Here is a 356-nt window from a genome sequence, read left to right as displayed (position 1 = left end):
GAAGCTGCCAAGGAAGATGCCCACCGGGCTCGTCAGCGGATCTTGAAATTCCTGCTTCGTCACCAGATTGAACCACCCGCCACCATAAAGCGTCGCTGGACCAAGAAGTATCGCGTCTGGTTAGGGCAGCTTACGTTCCCGTATGAGTCCATGCACGTGGCATTCAGCGAAATGCTTCATGCTTTGGATGAGATCGAGCAACGCATGGGGCGCCTAGAAAAAGCACTGGTCCAGCAAGCTGCGACCGGTTCTAAGGCTTCTCTGATCCAAGCTCTTCAGTCCCTACGGGGGATTGGATTGCTTACAGCCATTACCCTTGCGGCTGAAATCGGAACCTTTGCGCGTTTTCGCTCCCC

At 54.8% G+C, this 356-nt stretch carries 1 protein-coding gene; it reads left to right on the top strand.

The genetic code is table 11. The features are described 5' to 3' along the window. Positions 1 to 42: 42 nt before the first annotated feature. On the top strand, positions 43 to 356 hold a 314-nt coding region (locus RW092_RS01780), incomplete at its 3' end, for a transposase (protein ID WP_316009347.1).

The sequence above is a fragment of the Paenibacillus sp. 3LSP genome, assembly GCF_032465655.1.
Classification (GTDB): domain Bacteria; phylum Bacillota; class Bacilli; order Paenibacillales; family Paenibacillaceae; genus Fontibacillus; species Fontibacillus barengoltzii.
Note: the sequence above shows the minus strand (reverse complement) of the source record. Positions and strands in the feature narration are given on the sequence as shown.